This is a genomic window from Rhizobium sp. UBA1881, from assembly GCF_002338015.1.
In the GTDB taxonomy this organism is placed as follows: domain Bacteria; phylum Pseudomonadota; class Alphaproteobacteria; order Rhizobiales; family Rhizobiaceae; genus Rhizobium.
This window is the reverse complement of the sequence record NZ_DDHH01000168.1, coordinates 1-24407: the sequence shown is the minus strand read 5'-3', so window position 1 is coordinate 24407 and position 24407 is coordinate 1. Positions and strand designations below refer to the sequence as shown.

The 24407-nt window shown below is 63.4% G+C and carries 19 protein-coding genes; 3 read left to right on the top strand and 16 right to left on the bottom strand.

The features are described 5' to 3' along the window. The first annotated feature begins 141 nt into the window (after positions 1-141). Entirely contained in the window at positions 142-291 is a 150-nt protein-coding gene (locus B3605_RS20555) for a hypothetical protein (protein WP_296435826.1), read from the top strand. Between the two features lie 186 nt (positions 292-477). On the opposite strand, the gene B3605_RS20550 is transcribed toward B3605_RS20555, so the two are convergent. Both B3605_RS20550 and B3605_RS20545 read right to left on the bottom strand, forming a co-directional pair. Continuing rightward, positions 478-1344 carry a hypothetical protein gene (locus B3605_RS20550; RefSeq protein ID WP_112943707.1) on the bottom strand — a complete coding sequence of 289 codons (867 nt, stop codon included), beginning with the start codon at positions 1342-1344 and terminating at the stop codon, positions 478-480. A gap of 222 nt (positions 1345-1566) precedes the next feature. Then, the gene (locus B3605_RS20545; protein WP_183794687.1) at positions 1567-2499 is read right to left on the bottom strand and encodes a DMT family transporter; all 933 of its coding nucleotides are present in this window, start codon (positions 2497-2499) and stop codon (positions 1567-1569) included. A gap of 352 nt (positions 2500-2851) precedes the next feature. Here B3605_RS20545 and pepN point away from each other — a divergent pair, with 352 nt between their 5' ends. Further along, the gene (gene pepN, locus B3605_RS20540; RefSeq protein ID WP_112943708.1) at positions 2852-5500 is read left to right on the top strand and encodes an aminopeptidase N; all 2649 of its coding nucleotides are present in this window, start codon (positions 2852-2854) and stop codon (positions 5498-5500) included. A 179-nt stretch (positions 5501-5679) separates the two neighbouring features. Then, the gene (locus tag B3605_RS20535) at positions 5680-8001 is read left to right on the top strand and encodes a PAS domain-containing sensor histidine kinase (RefSeq protein WP_112943709.1); all 2322 of its coding nucleotides are present in this window, start codon (positions 5680-5682) and stop codon (positions 7999-8001) included. Positions 8002-8053: 52 nt separating this feature from the next. On the opposite strand, the gene B3605_RS20530 is transcribed toward B3605_RS20535, so the two are convergent. From B3605_RS20530 to B3605_RS20465, 14 genes are all read right to left on the bottom strand, one after another. After that, positions 8054-11008 carry a bifunctional [glutamine synthetase] adenylyltransferase/[glutamine synthetase]-adenylyl-L-tyrosine phosphorylase gene (locus tag B3605_RS20530; protein WP_112943710.1) on the bottom strand — a complete coding sequence of 985 codons (2955 nt, stop codon included), beginning with the start codon at positions 11006-11008 and terminating at the stop codon, positions 8054-8056. Positions 11009-11130: 122 nt separating this feature from the next. Next, positions 11131-12534 (bottom strand): sensor histidine kinase, encoded by a 1404-nt coding sequence (locus B3605_RS20525; protein ID WP_112943711.1) that lies wholly within the window; start codon positions 12532-12534, stop codon positions 11131-11133. Beyond that, positions 12531-13208, bottom strand: coding sequence for a response regulator transcription factor (locus tag B3605_RS20520; RefSeq protein ID WP_156144896.1), 678 nt, complete (start codon positions 13206-13208; stop codon positions 12531-12533). The genes B3605_RS20525 and B3605_RS20520 overlap by 4 nt, the downstream gene beginning before the upstream one ends. Positions 13209-13357: 149 nt before the next feature. Further along, complete coding sequence (locus B3605_RS20515; RefSeq protein WP_296435822.1) at positions 13358-14920, bottom strand: Do family serine endopeptidase; 1563 nt, start codon at positions 14918-14920, stop codon at positions 13358-13360. A gap of 141 nt (positions 14921-15061) precedes the next feature. Beyond that, entirely contained in the window at positions 15062-15517 is a 456-nt protein-coding gene (locus B3605_RS20510; protein ID WP_112943713.1) for a cytochrome c-type biogenesis protein, read from the bottom strand. Then, positions 15514-17502, bottom strand: a complete 1989-nt coding sequence (locus tag B3605_RS20505; protein ID WP_112943714.1) for a heme lyase CcmF/NrfE family subunit — start codon at positions 17500-17502, stop codon at positions 15514-15516. The genes B3605_RS20510 and B3605_RS20505 overlap by 4 nt, the downstream gene beginning before the upstream one ends. Further along, positions 17499-17951: a cytochrome c maturation protein CcmE gene (gene ccmE / locus B3605_RS20500; RefSeq protein WP_296435820.1), complete on the bottom strand. Its 453-nt coding sequence runs from the start codon at positions 17949-17951 to the stop codon at positions 17499-17501. The genes B3605_RS20505 and ccmE overlap by 4 nt, the downstream gene beginning before the upstream one ends. After that, on the bottom strand, positions 17948-19114 hold the full coding sequence (gene ccmI, locus B3605_RS20495) for a c-type cytochrome biogenesis protein CcmI (RefSeq protein ID WP_112943715.1): 1167 nt from the start codon (positions 19112-19114) through the stop codon (positions 17948-17950). The genes ccmE and ccmI overlap by 4 nt, the downstream gene beginning before the upstream one ends. Positions 19115-19220: 106 nt before the next feature. Continuing rightward, positions 19221-19649 (bottom strand): hypothetical protein, encoded by a 429-nt coding sequence (locus B3605_RS20490; RefSeq protein WP_112943716.1) that lies wholly within the window; start codon positions 19647-19649, stop codon positions 19221-19223. Between the two features lie 108 nt (positions 19650-19757). Next, the gene (locus B3605_RS20485) at positions 19758-21161 is read right to left on the bottom strand and encodes an ATP-binding protein (protein WP_047513612.1); all 1404 of its coding nucleotides are present in this window, start codon (positions 21159-21161) and stop codon (positions 19758-19760) included. Beyond that, positions 21151-21822, bottom strand: coding sequence for a response regulator transcription factor (locus B3605_RS20480; RefSeq protein ID WP_018898875.1), 672 nt, complete (start codon positions 21820-21822; stop codon positions 21151-21153). Before B3605_RS20480 ends, B3605_RS20485 begins: the two co-directional genes overlap by 11 nt. A 53-nt stretch (positions 21823-21875) precedes the next feature. After that, complete coding sequence (locus tag B3605_RS20475; RefSeq protein ID WP_047513615.1) at positions 21876-22124, bottom strand: hypothetical protein; 249 nt, start codon at positions 22122-22124, stop codon at positions 21876-21878. Positions 22125-22320: 196 nt separating this feature from the next. Then, positions 22321-22530, bottom strand: a complete 210-nt coding sequence (locus B3605_RS20470; protein WP_112943717.1) for a hypothetical protein — start codon at positions 22528-22530, stop codon at positions 22321-22323. Positions 22531-22554: 24 nt separating this feature from the next. Beyond that, positions 22555-24407: phage tail protein (locus B3605_RS20465; protein WP_296435811.1), on the bottom strand; the 1853-nt coding region annotated here is incomplete at its 5' end.

Below are 24407 nucleotides of genomic sequence, written 5' to 3'. Positions count from 1 at the left end.
AAACGCATGTCTGCCGCGTATTCCTATGCCTTGTGAAATCTATTGTGCGCTGCAATATTAGCGTTGTGTCTTGGGAGGAATCACTAAGGAACCAAGGCAATGAGCAACACTCGTCGTCCTACACACTGCAGATTTGAAACCTTGAGAAGCGCAAACAGCAACGGCCGCACCACGCAGAGCTACTGCCGCACCGGCTTCGCCACCAACGAGCAGATGATCGCTCGTGGCACTGGCGCGAGCGGTCGCATCGTGCGCCCCGCTGCCATCTTCGCGGATTTTCAGCAGTATTGATCGCAGGGCACGGCCATTCGCCGTCCCTGCCGCTTATCGGCTTATTCTCATGACGACCCGTCTCATCTCACTTCTTTGCAAGATCGACGCCATCGAGCACATCCGCGCGGCCGTATGCGCGGCGGAAGCCTACGATCGCGAATCCTGACGCGTCGCCATCGGCGCACGCCAGAGCCGTCACGGCACCTACCTCTCCACCGACATCTCGCTTGCCGCGTGAAACGCCTGATCGACATAGGCGAACTTGATCGCCTGCCACTGGCAATATTCCTCGACGAACGCGCGCGATATCCATAGCGACGGCTTCTTCATATCGACGTCCCACCCCATGCAGCCATCCTGCGCCGCTCTGGCGAAGAGGCGCTGCATATGCGTGCGCGATATCATGAAGTCGGCGGCCAGCGCCCTGCTGTCGAGCGGACCGACGAAGAAGCGATCGGGATGCGGCTCATCGGGATCGATCCTCGACATCAGATAATCGACAATCAGCCCGCCGGCATCGTTCCACATGAACACGCCCACCCGCTCCGGCGGCTCGCGCCAGGCTGCATCGCGCAGGCAATCGCGCGCGATCCGCGGCTGCATCAGCCGTATCCACTGAGGGTTTGCCTGGAACCGCTCCGCCCTGTCGCCATCGTCGAGGACGTCGAGTGCCAGCAAGTTGGACCAGACCCAGCTGAACATCGCCTGCTGCGCGATGTCGGCCACGTCGTAGCGGCGCGGCCGCTTGCGTTCCTCGCCGGGCACACAGGTGATGAACCTGTAGGTCGCGAGCTCATCGATAAAGCTGCGGATGGTGTTGCGGCTCGCAGCCTTGAAAGCCGTGATCTCCGTCGTCAGTGCCGTCGCCGTCAGCCCCGACGTTGGATCACCATCGATGCGTTCCATGCTGAGTGCATAGGCGACCTGCGTGAGCAGCCACCGCTGGTGCGATGCGAGCAAGCGCGCAAGCCTTGGGCCGGCATCGAACATGTTGCGCATGCGGCTTGCGTGAAATCGAATACCCAAGATGAACTTGGGGTCGGCTATCAAGTCTGTGGCACTAAACGGCATTGGTCTCCCGGACGGCACTCGACCTCGTGTAACCGCAAGTCAAGCAAACTAAAGCCGCCACTTATTTTCAACATCAGGATGTATAAATAAATGAAAGTTGTTCATTTTTACAAATCATAGGCGACTGTCACACGCCACCCTCAAATTTTGTAGGATGGGTTGCGGAACAGCAAAAATGCATGAATTTTGCGACACTTAGCCGCACGATTTCGTGAGCGGGAACTATGGAGAGCTGGCTTTTCGCGCAGCCGCCCGCTCGAGTTCCAGCTGATGCTCGCGGTAGATAATGAAAATGCCCGCGGCAACGATGACGGCGGTTCCGATCAGCATGCTCGTGGTCGGGATATCATCGAACACGAAGTAGGCGAGCACGCTGCCGAGCACGATGGACGTGTACTCGAACGGCGCGATCGTCGAGACATCCGCGTGACGGTAGCTTTCCGTCAGGAAAATCTGTGCGACGCCGCCGCAGAAGCCGGCAGCGATCAAGTAGAGCTGCGGCGCGAGATCGAGCAGATCCCAGCCGAAGGGCACGGTGAACAGTGAAAAGACCGAGGCTGTGATCGAGAAGTAAAGCACGATCGTCGAGGTCTTTTCTTCCTCGACCAGCTTTCTCACCTGGATCATCGCCAGGCCGCCCAAGACGGACGCCAGCAACACCGTGACCGCGCCGATCGCCTGTTCGGTCTCGACACCGCCATCGCGAAACAGCGTGAGCTTCGGCCAGGACACGATCGCCACGCCGATCAGGCCGACGAAGACCGCGCTCCAGCGATAAATACGCACCGTCTCGCCGAGAAGCAGGGCCGCGAAGACAACCGCGATCAGCGGCATGGCATAACCAAGCGCGATCGCCTCAGGCAACGGCAGATGGAGCAACCCATAAAAACCCAGGCCCATCGAGATGATGCCGAGCGTACCGCGCTTGAGATGGCCGATGGGATTGGCCGTGTAGAACGACGCCTTCAACTGTCCGCGATAGGCAAGGAACGCCATGATTGGGAACAGGGCGAAGAACGACCTGTAGAAGGTGACCTGGCCGGGCTGGATGCCGGCGCCAGCAAGCTTAATGAAGGTCTGCATCGCCAGGAAGAAGACGACGGAGGCGACTTTGCACGCGATACCTCGCATCGGATTTTCGAATACCGGCCGCATGTCAGACACTCGCGAATTCATCAATTGAACGTCGGGGAACCGCATCGGATTCGATGCGCGATCACTTTGACAGGGTTTCCGGTAAAAAACAGGTGAAAACGCCATATGCGCGAATTTGGGGGCCCGTTTGCCGAGACCATCCCACTTTGCGCTGACATTGCCTGATACGAAGCGGATTGTAGCCTCGCGGGATGCGCCTCAAGTATCTCCAGCGCGCGCAGGCCTAAAACCAGTCCATCCCACTTTGGGCTTTAGCTTTAATTCAGACTTTAGTGTAATTGTACCAATCAAATTTTATGGCAGAGCGCCCACTCTGTTTGCGAAGCATTGTCTAAAGGTCTCAGGGAATATCATGCGCACAGATACCGGCCAGGTCATAAATCTGGCAGATTACCGCCCCACCGATTTCGAACTCGAGCGCGTGGATCTGACGTTTGAACTGGACCCGACCGCGACCAAGGTAGATGCCCGCCTGATCTTCCACCGCCGCAAGGGCGCCGATCCGAAGGCGCCGCTCATCCTCGACGGTGATGAACTCGCCCTCTCCGGCCTGCTCTTCGACCAGGCGGAAATGAAGCCCAGCCAGTATACGGCGACACCAGACAGCCTGACGATCCGCAACCTGCCGAAATCCAAGCCCTTCGAACTGACGATCACGACGATCATCAATCCCGAGGCCAACACCCAGCTGATGGGCCTTTACCGCACCAACGGCGTCTATTGCACCCAGTGCGAGGCCGAAGGCTTCCGCCGCATCACCTATTTCCCCGATCGCCCGGATGTTCTGGCGCCCTACACGATCACCATCATCGGAGACAAGGCCGCCAACCCGGTCATGCTGTCCAACGGCAACTTCCTCGGCGGCGCCGGCTATGACGAAGGCCGCGCCTTCGCCGCCTGGTTCGATCCGCATCCGAAGCCGAGCTATCTCTTCGCGCTGGTCGCCGGCGATCTCGGCGTGGTCGAGGACAAGTTCGTGACCATGTCTGAACGCGAGGTCACGCTGAAGATCTACGTCGAGCATGGCAAGGAAGCGCGCGCTGCCTACGCCATGGACGCGCTGAAGCGCTCGATGAAGTGGGATGAGGAGCGCTTCGGCCGCGAATACGATCTCGACATCTTCATGATCGTCGCAGTGTCCGACTTCAACATGGGCGCCATGGAAAACAAGGGCCTCAACGTCTTCAACGACAAGTACGTACTGGCCGATCCGGAGACCGCGACCGACCAGGACTACGCCAACATCGAAGCGATCATCGCCCACGAATACTTCCACAACTGGACCGGCAACCGCATCACCTGCCGCGACTGGTTCCAGCTCTGCCTCAAGGAAGGCCTGACGGTCTATCGCGACCACGAATTCTCGGCCGACATGCGCTCGCGCCCGGTCAAGCGCATCGCCGAAGTGCGCCATCTGAAATCCGAGCAGTTCCCCGAGGATGGCGGTCCGCTGGCGCATCCCGTGCGCCCGACCACCTATCGCGAAATCAACAACTTCTACACGACGACGGTCTACGAGAAGGGCAGCGAAGTCACGCGCATGATCGCGACGCTGCTCGGCAAGGACCTGTTCAAGAAGGGCATGGATCTCTATTTCGATCGCCATGACGGCCAGGCCGTGACGATCGAGGATTTCGTCAAGTGCTTCGAGGATGCCAGCGGACGCGACCTGACGCAGTTCTCGCTCTGGTATCATCAGGCCGGCACGCCGCTCGTCACCGCATCCGGCAGCTATGACGCCAGCGCCAAGAGCTTCACGCTGTCGCTCGAGCAGATGGTTCCGGCAACGCCGGGCCAGAGCGACAAGAAGCCGATGCACATTCCGCTCAGCATCGCGCTCTTTGCCGAAGACGGCACGCCGCTCGAGCCCTCGTCGGTCGATGGCGCCGAGTACGGCGACAACGTGCTGCATCTGACCGAGCGCAGCCAGAAAGCCACCTTCAAGGGCATCGGCTCGCGGCCGATCGTATCGATCAACCGCAGCTTCTCGGCCCCGATCAACCTGCATTTCGACCAGTCGCCCACGGATCTGGCGCTTCTCGCCCGCTTCGAGACCGATCACTTCGCGCGCTGGCAGGCGCTGACGGACCTCGCATTGCCGACGCTGCTTGCAGCCGCCCGCGATGCGCGTGACGGCAAGCCGGTCGTCGCCTCGAAGGACTTCGTTGAGGCGCTGCTTGCGGCAGCCGCCGACGAGACGCTCGAACCCGCCTTCCGCGCCCAGGCGCTGGCACTCCCGAGCGAATCCGACATCGCCCGCGAACTCGGCGGCAACAACGATCCTGACGCCATCCACGCCGGCCGCTCCGCCGTGCTGCAGCAGGTGGCCGATGCCGGAAAGAGCGTCTTCGCGGCACTCTACGACAGCATGACCACGCCAGGCGATTTCAGCCCCGACGCCAAGAGCGCCGGTCGCCGTGCGCTCCGCAACAGCGCGCTCACCTATCTGTCCTATTCAGAGAATACGCCTGACCGCGCCAAGGCCGCCTTCGATGTCGCCAACAACATGACGGATCTGATGCAGGCGCTGACGATCCTCGCGCACCGCTTCCCGGATAGCAGCGAGGCGGCCGCAGCGCTGTCCACGTTCCATGACCGCTTTGCCGGAAATGCCCTCGTCATCGACAAGTGGTTCTCCGTCCAGGCGACCATTCCGGGCGCGAAGGCGCTCGATCGGGTGCTGAAGCTGATGGACAATCCGCAGTTCAAGCGCACCAACCCCAACCGCGTGCGCGCGCTGGTCGGCACGTTTGCCTTCGGCAACCCCACCGGCTTCGGACGTGCGGATGGAGAGGGCTACCGCTTCCTCGCCCGCGAGATCCTCGATATCGACGGACGCAACCCACAGTTGGCGGCGCGCATCCTCACCTCGATGCGCTCCTGGCGCTCGCTTGAGCCGGCGAGAGCCGAACATGCACGCAAGGCGCTGACCGAGATCGCCGAAGCACCGGCTCTCTCCACCGACGTTCGCGACATCGTCGAGCGTACCCTGAAGGGGTGATTTGCGACACGAGGCGGCCGAGCCTATTGAGGCCGCCTCTCACGCATGCTGGAAAAATCAGCACTTAGAATCGGTTAACAGATTTTTACCTTTTCCTCTGGACAAGGCGAATCACCAATGATTCATTGAGTCAGGTTCGGGCGAGCGGCGCAGCGAATCACGAGGGACAAGGCTCAAAAATGATGAACGTGCGGCGGGCAACCGTGGCCGAAGGACGGCTGCGTGTCGATTTCGAGAGCTTCCGCGCCTGGCGTGAAAGCTTCACCGGCAAGGCTACCGCGACCTCGCGACCATCCTCTACCCGAAATTACACGCATGCCGAGGCCGTGTTGAAGCGCGCCATTCCTATCCTTATCGTTGCATTTTTGACCGTCGTAGCAGCCTCGCATTTCTTCGGAATGCTCTCCGAGCACGACCGCATGCAGGCCGCCGCCCGCCACTCGACGGCGCTCGCAGCCGCCACCGCAGCAGCAGCCTTCGCCGATTCCGCCGCGATCTTCGACAGCGGTAACGCCACCGAAGGTCAGGCCCGCCTCGCCCGCTTCCTGCCGCAGGACCGGCTCGACGACGACGCCTTCGTCCTCCTCGTACAGTCGAGCGGCAAGGTCTTCGCGGCATCCGCCGCCGGTGCGGCCTATGTCGGTGCCGGTATCGGCGATTTCTTTTCCGAGGTGTCCGCGATCCGCCGCTTCGGCGACCGCGCGGGCGTCATCGAAACCACCATCGCCGGCCGGCCGCACTACGCCCAGATCACGCTCATCGGCGACAGCGGCGGCTATGTGGTCGCGGCAACCTCGCTCGATCGCATCAGCCAGCTGTGGCGCGAGGAGCTGACGCTCAACGTCACGCTGTTCGCCGGCATCTCCTCTATCCTCCTGGTCATCCTCTACGCCTATTACATGCAGGTGCGGCGCGCCCGCCATGCCGACGAGATCTTCGTCGAGTCCAACCAACGGGTCGAAACCGCTCTGTCGCGCGGCCGTTGCGGCCTGTGGGATTTCGATTTCGACCGCCGCGAATTCTTCTGGTCGCGCTCGATGTACCAGATGCTCGGTCTTCCAGGTGGCGACGGCAACATGTGCTTCGGCGACGCGGCACGGCTGATGCACCCTGACGACAGCGGTATCTACGAGATCGCCCGCTCGGTTGCCCGCGGCGACGCCGAGCAGATCGACCAGATCTTCCGCATGCGCCACGCAGCCGGCCATTACGTCTGGATGCGCGCCCGTGCGCAGGTCATCCGCACCAATGCCGGCCAAGTCCACATGATCGGCATCGCCATGGATGTGACCGAGCAGCACCGCCTTGCGCAGCGCTACGCCGAAGCCGACCAGCGGCTGGCGGACGCGATCGAGAGCACGTCGGAAGCCTTCGTACTGTGGGACAAGAACGACCGGCTGGTGATGTGCAACACGCACTTCCAGCAGGCCTACGGCCTTCCCGACAGCGTGCTGGTGCCGGGCACCGAGCGCGCCGCGGTCAATGCCGCAGCCGCCCGTCCCGTCATCGAACGCCGGATCGCAGACGCCCATGGCAACGGCTATTCGCGCACCAGCGAAGTGCAGCTCGCCGACGAGCGCTGGCTGCAGATCAACGAGCGGCGCACCCGCGATGGCGGCATGGTTTCCGTCGGCACAGACATCACGCTTCTGAAGCGCAACCAGGAGCGCCTGCGCGATTCCGAACGCCGCCTGATGGCGACGATCGGCGACCTCTCCTCTTCCCGCCAGACGCTGGAACGGCAGAAATCGGCGCTGTCGCTCGCGAACGCCAATTATCTCTCCGAAAAGGAACGCGCCGAGGCCGCCAACAAGGCGAAATCGGAATTCCTCGCCAACATGTCCCACGAACTGCGCACGCCGCTCAACGCCATCCTTGGCTTCTCCGAAATCCTGCAGGACGAGATGTTCGGTCCGCTCGGCTCGGCGAAGTACGACGAATATGCCCGCGACATCCATCACAGCGGCCGTCACCTGCTCAACGTCATCAACGACATTCTCGACATGTCGAAGATTGAAGCGGGCCACATGAAGCTTCAATGCGAGACGATCGACCTCGCGCCGCTGATCGAGGAAAGCCTGCGCTTCACCGCGATCCCGGCCAGCGAAAAGCGCATCGAGATCCAGCAGCGCATCTGCGATGGCATGACGCTCAACGCCGATCGCCGGGCGATGAAGCAGATCCTGCTCAACCTCCTTTCCAACGCCGTGAAATTCACCGACGAAGGCGGCCGGATCGCGGTGCGCACCCGTCGCACCTCGGTCGGCGTCATTTTGACCATCGCCGATACCGGCATCGGCATTCCCACGACCGCGCTCAGCAAGATCGGCCAGCCCTTCGAACAGGTGCAGAACCAGTATGCCAAGAGCAAGGGCGGCTCCGGCCTCGGGCTCGCCATCTCGCGCTCGCTGACAACGCTGCATGGCGGCCGGATGAAGATCCGCTCACGCGAGGCGATCGGCACGGTGATTTCGCTGCTGATCCCCGACAGTGCTGCATAATGCTTCGCATGTCGGCGCCGCAAAACCGCTACACACTTTTGCGCGACATGCGCTACGCCTTCACCACCCCCTGAAAGACCTTCCGCACCGTCTTCGACAGCTGCTTCATCACTCCCTCGAGCGTCTTGATGTCGGGGCAATCGCCGGCCCGGCAGACGAGATCGATGAGACCCGCCGGCGCATCCTTGGGATCGAAGGGACCATCGATGCAGAGCCGGATGAGCTGAGACAGCTCGGTGTAGAGCCCGAACGCCTCGCTGCAGCTATCGACATCGGCCGATGCCATCAGCGGCGCGCCCAGCTGCTTCAGCGCTTCGCCAGTGCTGATGCCATTGACCTTGACGACGACATCCTTCGCGGGGGCGATCAGCGCCAGATATTGCGCGATGAACTCGATATCGACGACACCGCCGGGGATAAGCTTCAGGTCCCACATGTTGGCCGGGGGCTTTTCCTGTTCGATCAACGCGCGCATCTCGGCCACATCCTTGGCCACCTTGCGCACGTCCCGCCGGGTCGACAGCACCTCCTCGATCACGCGCTCGACGTCACCGATCAGGCTGGCATCGCCGCAGATCAGACGCGCGCGGCTGAGCGCCATATGCTCCCAGGTCCAGGCTTCCTCGCGCTGGTATTTCGCAAAGGAGCTGATGCGCGTGGCGACGGGTCCCTTGTTGCCCGAAGGGCGCAGGCGCATGTCGACCTCGTAGAGCACGCCTTCGGCCGTCGGCGCCGACAAGGCGGCGATCAACCGCTGGGTGATGCGGGTGAAATAGCGCACCGCATCCAGCGGCTTGGCGCCGTCGGATTCCTCGGCCGCATCTTCGTAGTCATAAAGCAAGATGAGATCGATGTCGGAGCCTGCGGTCAGCTCGAAGCTGCCGAGCTTGCCCATTCCAGCGACGGCGACGCGGCCGCCGGGGAACTTGCCGTGCGCCGCCTCGATCTCCGCGAGCACGGCGTTCAGCGCTGCCTCGACAATCAGATCGGCAAGGTGCGTAAACGCGCGTCCGGCCATCGCGCCATTGATGGAGCCCGTCAGCAGGCGAATGCCGATCAGGAAGCGCTGTTCGGCGGCGAAGATGCGCAGCCGGTCCAGCACCTCTTCATAATACCGCGCCTGCTGCAGCGAGCCCTTGAGGCGTCCCGCCAGATAATCGCGCGTCGGAAGCTCGGCCATCAGGCCCGGATCGAGCATGCCGTCGAAGACGTGCGGCCTGGCGGCGATGACCTCGGCAAGCTTCGGCGCCGCCGACATGATGTATACGATCAGCGAGAGCAGCGCCGGATTGCTGCCGAGCAGCGAGAACAGCTGGATACCTGCGGGCAGGCCCGAGATGAAGCTGTCGAACCTGAGGATCGCCTCGTCGGCGCGCTTGCTTTCGCCGAACACGCGCAACAGCTCCGGCGTCAGTTCGGTCAGCCGTTCGCGGGCCTCGACCGACTGCGTCGCCTTGTAGCGCCCGTAGTGCCAGGTGCGGATAACCCGCGAAATGTCGGAAGGACGTTCGAAGCCGAGTTTGCGCAGCGTCACCAGCGTGTCAGGATCGTCGTTCTGGCCGGTGAAGACGAGGTTGCCCGTCTCCGTCGACAGCTTGGTCTCCTGTTCGAACAGCCGGGCGTAGCGGCGCTCGACGGTCCTGAAGACCTCGACAAGGCGCTCGGAAAAGCTCGGCGTGTCGCTGAAACCCATCATATAGGCGATGCGCTTCAATTCGCCCTCTGTCTCGGGCAGCAGGTGGGTCTGCTCGTCGCGCACCATCTGGATGCGGTGCTCGACGTCGCGGAGGAACCAGTAGGCTTCCGTCAGCTCCTCGCAGGTCTCTTCGTCGATCCACTTGGCCTTGGTGAGCTCGTTGAGCGTTTCCTCGGTGGCGCGCGAGCGCAGCGCCGGCATGCGCCCGCCGGCGATCAACTGCTGCGTCTGGGCGAAGAACTCGATCTCGCGGATGCCGCCACGGCCGAGCTTGACGTTGTGGCCCTTTACCGCGATCGCGCCATGCCCCTTGTGGGCGTGGATCTGCCGCTTGATCGAGTGAATGTCGGAGATCGCCGCATAATCGAGATATTTGCGGAAGACGAAAGGGGTGAGGTCGCGCAGGAAACGGTCGCCGGCCGCGATATCGCCCGCAACCGGGCGGGCCTTGATGAAAGCCGCGCGTTCCCAGTTCTGCCCCCTGCCCTCGTAATAGACCATGGCGGCATCGATCGAGACGGCCAGCGGCGTGGCGCCGGGGTCCGGGCGCAGTCTAAGATCGGTGCGGAAGACATAGCCGTCGCCGGTGCGCTCCTGCATGATGCGCACGAGCCTGCGCATCAGGCGCGGGAAGATATCGATCGCATCGTCGGGATCGGACAGGATGCCCGCCTGCTCATCGAAGAAGACCACCAGATCAATGTCGGAGGAATAGTTGAGTTCGCAGGCGCCGAGCTTGCCCATGCCGAGCACCACGAGACCCGATCCTTCGCTCGGTCGCGCGACATCCTTCAGCTGCAACTTGCGGGCTTCGTGCGAGGAGAGCAGCAGGTGATCGATCGCGGCCGAAACCGTGGCCTCGGCAAGCCGGCTCAGCCATGCGGTGGTGGTGCGGCCATCGAAGACGCGGGCGAGATCGGCGAGCGCGAGCAGAAAGGCCACACGGCGCTTGACCGTCCGCAGACGGCCCATGATCTCACTCTCGCTCGGTGAAGCGCCATCGCGCGGCATCCAGGCATCACGCGCTTCCGCGATCAACGCCTCCAGGCGCGGCTCGAGCGGCTCGCTGATGGCGATGGTGAGGATGCCGGGATCGATGTTGGCGATATCGCGCAGATAGGGCGAGAGCGTGAGAGCAGCCGAGATGAAATCGCGAAGCGCGCCTTCGGCCTTCAGTATATCGGCCACGACGGGTTCGTCGGCGCCGATCTTCTGCAGATCATCAAGCACGAGCTTCAATTCGGTCTTGCTCAACGGCTTCAACAGGCCGTCGACCACCTCGCTCAGGCTGTGCGTCGAATTCGTCAGCATGCGCCCTCCCTGGCAACAGGCAGCGAAAGTCGAAGCAGAATCAAAGCCGCTCGCCGCCTGAGGCTAAGTTAGGGTCTGAGACGCAAATGGCCAACAGACAATTCGGGGTAGCGGGGAAACGCCTACTTCAAGGGAAAGACGAGCGTGACGGCGAGCCCACGATTGGTCGCCGCATCCGGGTCGGTATCGCTGAGTTCCAGCTTGCCGCTGTGCAATTCCATCACCGCTTCGACCAGCGACAGGCCAAGGCCGGTGCCGGGCTTCGAACGGCTCTCGTCCAGCCGCACGAAGCGCTTGAGCACGTCCTCGCGCTTGTCGGCGGGAATACCGGGACCATGATCGGCGACCTGCAAGCAGATGGCATCGGGACGGCGTGTCAGCCGCAGCGAAACTTCGCCACCCGCCTCCGCACCCGCGGAATACTTCACGGCGTTGTCGATCAGGTTGAAGATCGCCTGGCCGATCAGTTCGCGGTTGCCCTGCACCTCGATACCGGGCTCGATATCGGTGGTCATCGCAAGCCCCGCCTCGTCGGCCACCGGCTCGTAGAGTTCGGCGCTATCGGCGACGATGGCAGAGAGATCGATCGTCGACATCTCGGCGGCCACAGAGCCGGCCTCGACGCGGGAGATCATCAGCAGCGCGTTGAAGGTGCGGATCAGCTGGTCGGATTCTGAAATGATCCCTTCCAGCGCCACGCGGCGCGTATCGGCATCCGGCGTATCGATCGCGTCCGCAGCCTTGTTGCGCAGGCGTGTCAGCGGCGTCTTCAGGTCGTGGGCGATGTTGTCGGAGACCTGGCGCAGCCCTTCGTTCAGCTTCTCGATACGGCCGAGCATGGTGTTCAGCGACACGGAAAGGCGATCGAACTCGTCGCCGGAGCCGCCGACCGGCAGGCGCTGCGAGAGATCGCCGGCCATGATCTTCTTGCTCGCCGCCGACATGCGGTCGATGCGCTTCAGCGCGTTGCGGCCAATGCCGAACCAGATGATGACGGCGCCGAGACCCATGATCGCCAGCGCGACCATCAGCGCCTGCCTGACGAGCGCGCGGAACGCCTCCGGCTCGCCAAGGTCGCGGCCGATCAGGATGCGCAGGCCATTGTCGAGCACGTTGATGTTGGCGACAGCCATGTGCGGCTTGCCCTGCCCGCCCTCTGAATAGCGCTGATAGCGAAACGGCAGACTGGTCCAGCCTTGCTCGTCGAGCACGCCCGGCTGGACGGAAGCGACGTTGCCGGCGAGGATGTCGCCCGAGGGACCGGCGATGATGTAGAGATTGGCGCCCGGCTGGCGGGCGCGGCGCTCCATGGTCCTGAGCAGCAGGTTCATGCCGCCATTGTCATAGGCGCGCTGAACCTGATCGACCTCCTGCTGCACTGCCTCTCGGATCTGGCTGGTGAGCAGCCGCTCGGACATCGCCGTCACGTAGAAGACGAGCGTTGCGGCGCAGATGGCGAAGAGCAGGATGTAGAGAGCCGAAAGGCGGACTGCCGTGGACTTGAAGAGAACCCAGAAGCGGTTCATCCGTCATCCTTGATCATGTAGCCGGCGCCGCGAATGGTCTTTAGCAGCGGCAGGCTGAAGTCCTTCTCGATCTTGGAGCGCAGCCGCGACACGTGCACGTCGATGACGTTGGTCTGCGGATCGAAGTGATAATCCCAGACATTTTCGAGCAGCATGGTGCGTGTGACCACCTGGCCGGCATTCTTCATCAGATATTCGAGCAGGCGGAATTCGCGCGGCTGCAGCGGAATTTCCTTGCCGCCGCGGCGCACTTCGTGGGCAAGCCGATCGAGCTCGAGATCGCCGACGCGGTAGACGACGTCCTGGTCGGGCGTACCCTTGCGGCGGCCGAGAACCTCGACGCGCGCCAGAAGCTCGCTGAAGGCGTAGGGCTTGGGGAGATAGTCGTCGCCGCCGGCGCGCAGGCCGGTCACGCGGTCGTCGACCTGGCCAAGGGCGGAGAGAATGAGAACGGGGGTGTGGATGCCCTTGCGGCGCAGCTCGGCTATGACCGAAAGGCCATCGCGGCGCGGCAGCATGCGGTCGATCACAAGCACGTCGTAAGTGTTTTCGGTCCCCATGAAGAGGCCGCTTTCGCCGTCGCTTGCATGGTCGGCGACAATACCCGCCTCACGAAAGGCTTTCGTGAGATAGGCCGCCGCTTCCAGATCGTCTTCGATGATGAGAATCTTCATGCGGCCGACATTACCCGCCGGCTGTGTTTCGGCAAGGCTCAAAGCGTGATCGTCTTGCTGGAAGGTCATTGTCGTCACCTGCGATGGGTTGACAGGAAGAGCCGCGCGAGCGCGCGACCCTTCGATTTCGATCCGGAAACCCGGGGCGTTTAGCCCTGGTTTTCGACCGGAAGGGCGACGAAGCGGCTGCCTTCCTTGGACTGGATCTGGAACAGCGCGCGGGTGCGGCCATCCTTCTTCGCCTGGTTCAGCACCTTGACCACGTCGTCGGCGGTGGAGACTTCCTGGTTGTTGACCGAGGTGATCTTCTCGCCTTCCTTGATGCCCTTGTCGGCAGCGTCGGAGTTCGGGTCGATGCCGGTGATCTGCAGGCCCTTGCCGTCATCGGCAGGACCGACCGTCAGGCCGAGATCGGCGAGCGCCTTTTCGGATGCCGGGGTCTGTGCTTCCGGTGCCTGATCGCCATCATCGGCCGAAGCCTGCTGCTGGTCGGCCGGCAGCGTGCCAAGCTCAACCGTCACCGGCTGGGACTTGCCCGAGCGCCATACCGACAGCTCTACCTTCTTGCCCGGCGTCATCGCGCCGATGCGGCGGCTGAGGTCACGGGCGTCCTTGACGGTCTCGCCGTTGACGGCGGTGACGACGTCGCCAGCCTTGAGGCCGGCCTTTTCACCCGGCGTTCCGGCCTGAGCGTTGACGACGAGCGCGCCGCTTGCCTCAGACAGGCCGAGAGAGTCGGCGATGTCCTTGGTGACCGGCTGGATCTGCACGCCGAGGTAGCCGCGCGACACCTGGCCGTCCTTCATCAGGTCGGCGACGACGTCCTTGGCTGTTGAAGCGGGGATCGCGAATGCGATGCCGACGCTGCCGCCCGACGGCGAGAAGATGGCGGTATTGATGCCGACCACCTGGCCACTGAGGTTGAAGGTCGGACCACCGGAGTTGCCGCGGTTTACGGCTGCGTCAACCTGGAGATAGTCGTCATACGGGCCGGAGCCGATATCGCGTCCGCGGGCAGAAACGATACCTGCCGTCACCGTGCCGCCGAGGCCGAACGGGTTACCGACGGCAACCACCCAGTCGCCGACGCGGACGTTGTTGTCGTCAGCCCAGTTGACGTAGGTGAACTTCTTGCCCTTGCCGTCGACCTTCAGCACGGCGAGGTCAGTGCGCGGGTCCTTGCCGATCAGCTTGGCGTCGAGCTCGGTACCGTCCTTCATGACGGCGACGAAGGCCGCGCCATCGGAGACGACGTGATTGTTGGTGACGATATAGCCATCTTCGGAGATGAAGAAGCCGGAGCCCTGGGCGACGGGGCGCAGACGACCCTCATGCTGGCCGGGGCCTGGAGGATGCGCGCCGGGAGGGCCACGGCGGCCCTGCTGCTCGCCGAACTGGCGGAAGAACGGCTTCAGGGCGTCGGGGAGATCATCGAAGCCACGACCGTTGAAATCGAAGGAGAAGCCATTGCCATCCTCATCCGATGCCGGCTTGACGCGGCTTTCGACGCGAACCGAAACGACGGCGGGCGAAACGGCATCAACGACATTGGCAAAGCTCGGAAAGGATGGTGCCTCGACCTTGACCGCTTCGGCATAGGAACGCGTGATTTCGAGGGGGACACCGGTCGCCAGGACGGCAGCGGCAAGACCGGCAACGGTCGAGGCCTTGAGCACGGTCGACAGTGACGGAGCTTTGATAGTCTTCAGCATAGACGCACCTTCTTATATTTAAATCCACGGGACCGGCGGTTACCGGATCGGTCGATGGATGAAGATATAGGACGGCACACCTTACTGCGAACTGTCCGAGGCATGAAAAATTCGTAATGTCCGAATTCTTCCGCCTGGAGCCTACTTTTTCAGTAGCTCGCTCAAACGCGCCTGCTCTTCGCTCGTCAGCGTTGATCCGGTCGGCTGGCCGGCATAGCGGCGGGCGAAGACCACGAGCGACAGGCCGCCCAGCAACGCGAGCAGGATCGGAGCCCCCCACAGAAGCAGCGTCTTTGTCTCGAAACGCGGCTTCAGCAGCACGAACTCGCCGTAACGGGAGACGATGTAGCTCATGACCTGCTGGTCGCTGTCGCCATCGGTAATGCGCTTTCGCACCAGCAGACGCAGGTCCTTGGCCAGTTCGGCGTTGGAATCGTCGATCGACTGGTTCTGGCAGACCATGCAGCGCAATTCCGCCGAGATCGCGCGCGCCCTGCTCTCAAGAGCGGGATCTTTCAGCATCTCGTCCGGGTTGACGGCGAAACTTGGTGCTGCGGACGCGATCAGGAAGAGGGCCAGAAGGAAGCGACGCATCATTCGGCCGGCTCCATGACAGGCTGCAGCGGCTTTGCCTTGCGACGTGGCGCGCCGACGCGCAGACGCCGGTCGCTGAGCGAGACGAAGCCGCCAAACGCCATGACGAGAGCGCCGCCCCAGATGCAGAGAATATAGGGCTTCCACCAGATGCGCACGACGATGCCGCCGTCATCGGTCGGATCGCCGAGCGAGACGTAGAGCTGGCTTGGGCCGAAGGTCAGGATGCCGGCTTCCGTTGTCGGCATCTGGCCAGCGGTGTAGATGCGTTTGGCCGACCAGACGTCAGCCACGTCAACGCCGCCCCTGGCGATGGTGAAATGACCGCGATCCTCGGTGAAGTTCGGTCCGGTTGCCTCGCGCATCCCGTCGAAGCGCAGCGTATAGCCGCCCGCATCAGTCACCTCGCCCTGCTTCATCTGCAGCACGTGTTCGGTCTGAAAGGTGGACACGGCGACGATGCCAAGCACCGAAATGCCAAGGCCCGCATGGGCGAGCGCCGTGCCGAAGGCCGAACGCGGCAGGCCCTTGAGGCGGCGCCACGCAATGCCAAGAGGCTGCTTGCCGACGCCGGCGCGATACCAGAGGTCGGCCACGGCGCCGAGGACGAGGAAGAGGCCAGCCGCGAGCCCGAGAACCGACATGACCGGGCCGCCATGCTGGAGATAGAAGAACAGGACGGCGGCGACGAAGGCGAGTGCGGCAACCACATAGAGCCGCTGCAGGGCGCCCAGCAGATCACCGCGCTTCCAGGCGAGCAGCGGGCCGAAGGGCACGATGACCAGAAGCGGTGCCATCAACAGGCCGAAGGTCATGTTGAAGAAGGGCGGGCCGACAGAGATCTTGTCGCCGGTGATGGTTTCCAGAACCAGCGGGTAAAGCGTGCCCGTCAGCACCGTGCCGCAGGCGACCGTGAGGATCAGATTGTTGACGACGAGCGCTCCTTCGCGCGAGATCGGCGCGAACAGGCCGCCGGCCGTCAGTCTCGGCGCCCGGAAGGCGAAGAGCGACAGCGCACCGCCGATGAAGAGCAGCAGGATGCAGAGGATGAAGACGCCGCGCGATGGGTCGCTGGCGAAGGCGTGAACCGAGGTCAGCACGCCCGAGCGCACCAGGAAGGTGCCCATCAGTGACAGCGAGAACGTCAGGATGGCAAGCAGCACGGTCCAGATCTTCAGCGCCTCGCGCTTTTCCATGACGAGCGCGGAGTGCAGCAGCGCCGTACCGGCGAGCCAGGGCATGAAGGAGGCGTTCTCGACCGGATCCCAGAACCACCAGCCGCCCCAGCCGAGTTCGTAATAGGCCCAGTAGGAGCCCATGGCGATGCCGAGCGTGAGGAAAGTCCAGGCGGCCAGCGCCCAGGGGCGCACCCAGCGCGCCCATGCGGCGTCGATGCGCCCTTCGATCAGTGCCGCCACGGCAAAGGAGAAGCAAACGGAGAAGCCGACATAGCCGAGGTAGAGCAGCGGCGGATGGATGGCGAGGCCGATATCCTGCAGGATCGGGTTCAGATCCTTGCCTTCGGCCGGCGCCGGATCAAGGCGCGTGAAGGGATTGGAGGTAAGCAGGATGAAGAGCAGGAAGGCCACCGAGATCCAGGCCTGAACCGAAAGCACATTGGCCTTCAGCGTCTCGGGAAGATTGCGGCCAAAGATGGCGACCAGCGCGCTGAAGAGAGCCAGGATCAGGAGCCAGAGCATCATCGATCCCTCGTGATTGCCCCAGACGCCGGAGTATTTGTAGATCAGCGGCATCAGCGAGTGCGAGTTTTCCCAGACATTCTTCACCGAGAAATCGGAGACGACATGCGCATAGGTCAAGACGCCGAAGGAGAAGGCGACCAGCGCGAAAAGGACGACAGAGCCGATCGGCCCGACATCCATCATCGCCTGATCCACGCGCCGGGCGCCGATCAGCGGCACCAGAGACACGATGATCGCGGTTGCGAGCGCCAGAATGAGAGCGTAGTGGCCGATTTCGATAATCATTTCGCCGCCTGTTCGTCTTTCCAGAGCCCTTGCTGCTTCAGCCTGTCGGCGACATCCTTGGGCATGTATTTCTCGTCATGCTTGGCAAGCACGGTATCGGCGGTGAAGACGTCGCTGCCGCTCTCGAAGGTGCCTTCGCTCACCACGCCCTGCCCTTCGCGGAAGAGATCGGGAAGGATGCCGGTGAAGCGGACGTGAACCAGATCGCCCGAGGCATCGGTCACCGCGAAACGCACCGTTGAGCCAGCGCCCCTGACGACGCTGCCCTCGCCGACCAGCCCGCCGAGGCGGATACGGGTTCCCGGCGGCACCGGATTGCTGGCGAGATCGGCCGGCATGTAGAAATAGGCGACCGAATTGCTGAAGGCGAACATCACAAGCAGAACGGCCGCGACAATGAAGCTCATTCCGCCGCCGATTACCGCAAGGCGTTTCTGCTTGCGCGTCATTGCATCGTTCCTTGTGTCGCCGCTGCGTCCGCGGGAAGACCGAGTTCATGGGCGAGTGCCACAAGCTGCTTGCCCTTCTCGCCATCAGCGGGGAAAGCCGTCAGCCCGCGCTTCAGCGCCGCAGCCGCGCGGTCCTTGTCGTTCAATACCATATAGGAGCGGACCAGCCGCAGCCATCCGTCGAGATTGTCGGGGTTTTCGGTGAGCTTCGCGTCGAGGCTGTCGACCATGCCGCGGATCATCTGCTGACGATCGCCGCTATTCATCTGATCGGCCGCCGCGACATCAGCCTGCGTCGGTCCGCCGAGCGCTGCGGCTGCCGTTGGAGCGTTGCCCGCAGCCGGCGTGCCGCCGTTCTTTGCGATATGCTCGCTCACCAGCGGCATCCATGGCGCATCGGGCGGGGACTGCTTGGCGATCGCCTCGAAGCCGGCGCGAGCCTCTTCGGCCTTGCCCGCCTGTTCGAGGCCGAGCGCGATGTAGAAGCGGGCGCGCGGGTTTTCCGGCTCCAGCTTCAGCGACCGCGTCAGCACATCGCGCGCATCGTCGGTGATCACGCCGCTCGAGGCGGCAATCAGCGTTTCGGCCAGCCCGTCGAGCCGGGCCGCCGTTTCGCCGAGCAGGCGGATGGCGTTGCGGTAGGCGGTCTCGGCGTCGGCGATGCGCATGGTGTTGAAGTAGATCGGCGCCAGGATGTCCCAGCCCTTGCCGTCATCCGGGTTCTCGGCGAGATGCCGCTCGGCCTTGGCGACAAGGATCGCCATGTCGTTGCCAGGATTCTCCAGGCGCGCCTCTAGAGGCTGCGAGGGCAGATCGGGTCTGCCCATTATGATGTAAAGACAGAGCCCCGTGAGCGGCAGCAGCATAAGCACGAAGACTTCGGCGGCGCGACGGTATCCGCGTCCGGCCTTGGGAGCAGCAGACGTCTCGGCGCTCGATACGGCAAGCAGTCGGCGGCCGATTTCGGCGCGGGCGTATTCTGCTTCCTCGGCGGAAATCAGGCCGCCGGCCCGGTCGCGGTCGAGTTCGGCAAGCTGGTCGCGGTACACGGCGGTTTCGCCGGCACGGCTATCGCCGGTCGCCTTCGAGCCCCGCAAAAGCGGATAAAGCAGAAGAGCGGCAACGGATGCCGTCATCACGGCCAGGAGAATCCAGAAAGTCATGACCGCCAATTACTCGAAGCGCGGGATCATTCCAATATGCAAAGCCACGATGACGATGATTTGAAGCATTTTGCAGCTGTCGCAGACAGGAAGCGACCGGGATCGACTAACCCAATGGCGACCAGCTGCCATTCTCGTTACGGCAGGCCGATCCGCGCGCCAGCGTGTCCTTGCCGTCGACGGTGAGCGTGTGGGTGTACTGGCGGCAATTCTGCGAGCCGACCTGATAGGGAGCCGCGGCCACGACCTTGCCGCTGACATTGCGGCCGCTCCAGACGACAGGCTGGCCGACGGCTGCGCCTTCCAGCGCGCGGTACTCGGCTTCCAGCGCCCGCTGCCGGTCGCTGTCGCTCAAGGTCACGCCGGTGCGGCCGACGATGCCGCCCTGCAGGGCTTCGATGATGGTGGCGGAAGCCGATGGCTTGCGGCCGCCGAAAAGGCCGGATGAGGCGCCGCTCTTCGTCGTCTGGCAGCCGGTCAGAGCCATGCATGCCACAAGAGAAAGACCAATTATGCCTTTTGAGCTAGGTATCATTCAGTCGAACCCGAACCAGGTGTCAAACGCGTCACAGGTGCAAGCCACCCCGCCTTAGGCCGAGGTAAAGCATGCTATGCAAATGTCTTTCTGGCATCAAGCCGCCCGTCACGCAACATCCTTTGTGACACCGGGAAGAATAAGGCGCGCCTTCAGCCCGCCCCACTCGCCGCGCGACAGTTCCAGCCGGCCCTGATACTCGTTGGCGATCTCGGTGACGATCGAAAGGCCAAGGCCGGTGCCGGGCTTGCTCTCGTCGAGACGGCGGCCGCGCTTCAAAGCCTCGCGGATCTGGTCCGGCTCCAAGCCAGGGCCATCATCCTCGACGATCACCTCGACCCAGTGGCGGCGCGCGCTGCCCTCCCCGCCCTTGACGTCATCGGGGGCCTCGGTGACCGACAGCCTGACCTTGTGCACGGCAAAGCGCGAGGCGTTTTCGAGCAGGTTGCCGACCACCTCCTCCAGATCCTGCTGCTCCAGCGCCACGGCCAGATGCGGCGGATTGACGAGGAGGTCGAACTCCTTGTCGACGTTCAGGCGGCGCATGACGCGTACCAGCCGCTCCAGCGCCGGCTCGGCGTCGGTACGCGCGAGCACGGATTCGCGCTGGGCGGCAATGCGGGCGCGGTTGAGATAGGATTGCACCTGCCCCTGCATCGATTCGGCCTGGCTCTTGACCAGTTCGCCATGCGAGCGCTCCAGCACGCGGGCCTCGTTGAGCAGCACGGCGATCGGCGTCTTCAGCGAATGGGCGAGATTGCCGACCTGCATGCGAGCGCGCTCGACGATGCGGCGGTTGCTGTCGATCAGCGCGTTGACCTCGTTGGCAAGCGGCAGGATTTCGCGCGGGAACTCGCCCTTCAGCTGCTCGCTCTCGCCGGCGCGGATGCGCTCGAGTGCGGCGCGCGCCTTGTCGAGCGGCTTCAGGCCATAAAGAATGGCGAGCGCGTTGACGATCAGGCTGCCGACGCCGAAGCCGGCAAGCGCGAGATAGAGGCTGTGGGAGAAGTTGCGGACGTCGTCCTCGACGACATCGACATTGCCGGTGACGCGAAAGCGCGCGGCGCGGCCATCGGTGTCGAGCACCACTTCGGTCTCGGCGACCTGGATGCGGTTCTGCGAGGTATCCGTCACCTGATAATAGCGCTCGTAGTTCTTGTCGAACGGCGCTTCCAGCACGGAGGGAACGGGGATGGTCGTGGCGCCGAGCGAGGGCGAGACCAGCGGCGGGGCCGTATAGGTCCCAAGCGGCTCGACCATCCAGTACCAGCCGGTCTTCGGCTGGGCGAAGCGCAGGTCGCCGAGCTGCGGGCTGCCCGACAGCGCGCCCTGATCGCCGATCGCCACCGAGTTGATGACGTTATAGAGCTGCGCGCGCAGAAGATCCTGGAAGCCGCGCTCGGCGCTTTTGCGATAGAGCGTCGAGATCAACAGGCCGATTACGACAAGCGCCACGGTCGACCAGATCGTGGTCAGAAGCAGGACGCGTGCGGTAAGAGACTTAATTCGCATTGGTCGGCGCTTGGATGCGGTAGCCGAGACCGCGCACCGTTTCGATCAGATCGACGCCCATCTTCTTGCGCAGGCGACCGACAAAGACTTCGATCGTGTTGCTGTCGCGGTCGAAATCCTGGTCGTACATGTGCTCGACCAGCTCGGTGCGCGACACGACCTCGCCCATGTGATGCATGAGATAGGCCAAGAGCCGGTATTCGTGCGAGGTCAGCTTCAACGCCACGCCGTTGACCACCGCCTTGGAGGTCTTCGTGTCGAGGCGAACGGGGCCGCAGACGATCTCGGACGAAGAGTGGCCGGCGGCGCGGCGGATGAGCGCGCGGATGCGGGCCAGAACCTCTTCGACGTGGAACGGCTTGGTCACGTAATCGTCGGCGCCCGCATCGATGCCGGCGACCTTGTCGCTCCAGCGGTCGCGGGCGGTCAGGATCAGCACCGGCATGCCGCGACCGGCGCCGCGCCACTTTTCCAGAACGCTGACGCCGTCGAGTTCGGGCAGGCCGATATCGAGGATGATCGCGTCATAGGGTTCGGTATCGCCGAGGAAGTGTCCCTCCTCGCCGTCGAACGCCTGATCGACGACGTAGCCGGCCTCTTTCAGGGTTTCGCTCAGCTGACGATTCAGATTGACGTCGTCTTCGACTACCAGGATGCGCATCGGTCCGCTCTACTCCGCTTTATGTCTTCGATGTCTAAATAGGGCGATTCTGCCTACATCGGAACCTTGACGGTTACTTTACGCGGTCGCTGGCCGTTGCCCTGGACGAGCACGGTGATGATGCAGCTGTCGCCGGAGGGCTGAACGGAGAGCAGTTGCCCCCCGGTCTTCTCGACAACCTGCTGGGCGGCTTCACTGCAATCGCCTGCTACACGCACCAAAAGGTTGTGCGTATTATCCGGTGAGGGCGACGGGACCGTCAGCCAAACGGCCAACGCTGCGACGCTCAGAGGAGAGGCCATGTGCTATGCTTTCAATGGATACCAACTTGACCTGACTATGTACTCAGGAGACCTGAATGGCAAATGAATGCAAGGTAATGTCGGGTGCTTGGGGGTACCTCAGAGCACGCCGCAAGGCACCCGACGCCGCTGCTGTGGCCGGAAAGGCACGGTTGGCGGGGGAAACCCTGCCACCGTGCCGCTATCGCCCCCGGACTCAGGGCTTGATCGCCGACTTCGCCGTCACCCGGCCATAGACCGCCAGCAAGCCACCCAGCGCGCCGGCGATGTTGACGATCGCATCGACGATCTCAGAGCGATCGCCGGATGCAATATCCACACCCGTAAAGTGCAAAGCCGAAGCGAGGATCGCAACGACCGCGCCCCAGATGGTCTTCGAGCTGTACCAGTTTTTCAAATCAGGCATCGTCCTTCTCCTTCGGTTGAAATGTCACATCTGAAAGATCGCCCGCGCAGGCAGTCCCAGCGGCACGCGCTCGCCAAGCTGACGGATCGTCACCGCAAGGCTCGTCTGCCGCTCGCCGAAATCGAGCACCTCGTCGGCGAGCGGATAGGTCCATTCCGGCGTCTGGACCTCCACGGCCCGGATCACAACGTCGGCGCCGCCAAGCACCTCGACCCGGTAACGTTCGAAGGGTTCGTCGAGCGGAATATCGGCGCCGGTCAAGCTGTCGGCATTGTCGCGTCCGCGCCTTGTCCAGGAGATCAGCGCATCGCCGGCATCCGTACGCCGGCAGCGCAGGTGAACCGGGGCGAGCGGCGTCTCTGCGCGCAAGCCGCCCGCAAACACGAACGGCCCCGCCATCGCAAGCGAACCGGCCGCCTCGGCGATCCAGTTGAGCGACAGGCCGGCCTCGTCGCTACGCAGCCCGAGCGGCTTGACCGCGTCGTCAAGCAGCACGACCGCTGCCCCCTCGGGACTGCCCGAGACCATCGCATCCTCGGTGCCCGCAAGCGCGCGCAGCAAACCGCCGAGCAGCCAGCGGCCTGCCGCGATCTCTTCGGCCTGCAGGAAGGACAGGATCTCCCAGACGCCACCCACTGAGCGCACGGCCAGCCGATTGGCGCCGTTCAGCACCGCTATCTCGGTCGCCGAGGACAGTTCGCCATAAGCGAGATCGACGATCAGCGCCTGGGACCAGTCAAAGCGGCCGGTAACACCCGGTGCCAATGCGGAGGCAAGCATCCCCATCGTTGCCGGACGGTCGAGCACCACCCTGCCCCGATATCCCTCCGTCGTCGCCGATGACGACAGGCCGACGGTGCGCCACGGCTTGGCGAAGACCGCGCCGCGCGCGAAGCTCGCCGCCGCCTCGCCGTCGAAGCGCGGCAGATCCATCAGATGGACGACCGGCTTGAACAGGTTCGAGGCGGTGCCGTCGCCATTGCGACCGTCGGTCAAGGCAGGCGGAGCGCCGCCGGAGGATGGCGCAAACGCCCGCGCCTCGATGCGGCGGGCATCACCATCCTCGATGCGCGAGACCAGGAAGCGGCCATCGGGACCATCATTGAGCGAGACGACATCGCCAGGCTGCACATCCAGCCGGCTCGGCGCCAGCGAGAAGCGCAGCGAGCGGCGGGCGATTCTGACGTCGCGCAGCAGCGCCTCGGCCGCATCAAGCGCCGTTTCCTCGGCAAGCACGGCCGGCAAATCCTGCTTGATCAGCCGGCTCGTCGCCTGCCCGGCGCGGTGCGAGCGGGCGCTTGCCTGCTCGTAATCGAGATCGGGATTGTAGAAGGTCAACACCGCCTCGGCGGCGAAATCGCTGTCATGGCCACGGGTCTCCTGCCAGAGCGGTTCATTCTCGCTGTCGACGAGCGTTTCGATCCGCATCGCAGGCAAGCTGGCGCGTGTGCGGGAGCGGAAGCGCAGGAGGCCGGCATCCTCGAAGGCATCGATCTGGAACGCCTGCAGCAGCGGCTCGATCAGGTCGCGGGCCGAGCCGAGTTCTCCCTTGACGTAACCGATCAGGTCGCCGCTCACCTCGGAGACGTCGAAATCAACAAAGCCGTGGTCGCGCAGCACCGTCGCCACGATATCGGCCAGGGTGCCGGCGCCAAGCCGACCATTCAGCCAGTGGCCTGTGCGCCAATTGCCGCCGTCGGACCAGATATCCGTTGCCAGCGGGAAGGCCGGAAACGGCCGCGCATCCCAGCACCAGACGAAGAGATGCGAGGGATCGACCATGCCATCAGGCGCACCATCGCCAGCCCACCAGAGACGGTGCGCTTCGAGAAAACGGCGCTGCATGCTGTCCGAGCGCATGCCGCTCGAGAAATACG